The sequence below is a fragment of the Variovorax defluvii genome (assembly GCF_039541515.1).
In the GTDB taxonomy this organism is placed as follows: domain Bacteria; phylum Pseudomonadota; class Gammaproteobacteria; order Burkholderiales; family Burkholderiaceae_C; genus Variovorax; species Variovorax defluvii.
This window is the reverse complement of record NZ_BAABGJ010000061.1, coordinates 1-859: the sequence shown is the minus strand read 5'-3', so window position 1 is coordinate 859 and position 859 is coordinate 1. Positions and strand designations below refer to the sequence as shown.

Here is an 859-nt window from a genome sequence, read left to right as displayed (position 1 = left end):
GGCCAGAACTACAACCGCTATGCCAAGGCGGGCGTCGCCGTGGTGATCTCCAAGTCGGAGAAGAAGGCTGCCTTCATCGACCTGAAGCCGCTGTTCTCGTACGTCAACAGCGTGTACTTCGGCTCGGGCCCGACCGAGTTCACCAACCTGGGACAGGCCGACAGCCAGTGGCCGTACACCTTCGCGAACAAGCCGCAGCAGACGCCCACCGTGATCTCCACGGTGACGCTGGACGACCGGCCCACCGCGGTGAAGACCACCCTGTTCGGCAGCGTGCACCGCGCCTGGATCGCCACCGAGAGCGGCTCGCTGCGCATCTACGGCCTGGGCAACGTGCCGGCGGGCACCACCGCGACCGACGTCGTGGAGCGTGGCCGCGTGGCGATCGGCAAGAACCCGACCTCGCTGGCGATCTCCAAGATCGACCCGGACAACCGCTCGATCGAGCCGCTGAACCAGCAGGTGTTGGTGGCTTCGCGCGGCGACCGCAAGATCCAGTGGGTGCGCTTCGCCTCCGACGGCAACAGCGGCAGCGTGGTGCGCACCCTGCAGGATTCGCGCATGACCGACCCGATCGCGGTGGAAGACGCCGACAACTTCGCCAGCGACAACATGGTGCTGAGCGTGGCGGACTACAGCGGCAAGGCGGTGCTGAACTACCGCTACGGCCCGGTGGTGTTCGCCAACCGCGGCGGCTCCTGGGCCTGCCAGCCCCCGGGCGGCTGCCCGGTTCAGGGCACCGGCGGCATGAACATGGAGTTCGGCGGCGCCTATGCGGTGGAGGGCCGGCCCTTCAACATCCGCACGGCGAACGTGCCCTGATCGAACTGACCGGTTCGAAGACCTGAAGACGGCCCGC

Annotated in this window: 1 pseudogene; it reads left to right on the top strand. The window is 67.6% G+C overall.

The features are described 5' to 3' along the window. A pseudogene (locus ABEA07_RS19085) lies at positions 1-822 on the top strand (hypothetical protein); the annotation flags it as partial. Between the last annotated feature and the right edge of the window lie 37 nt (positions 823-859).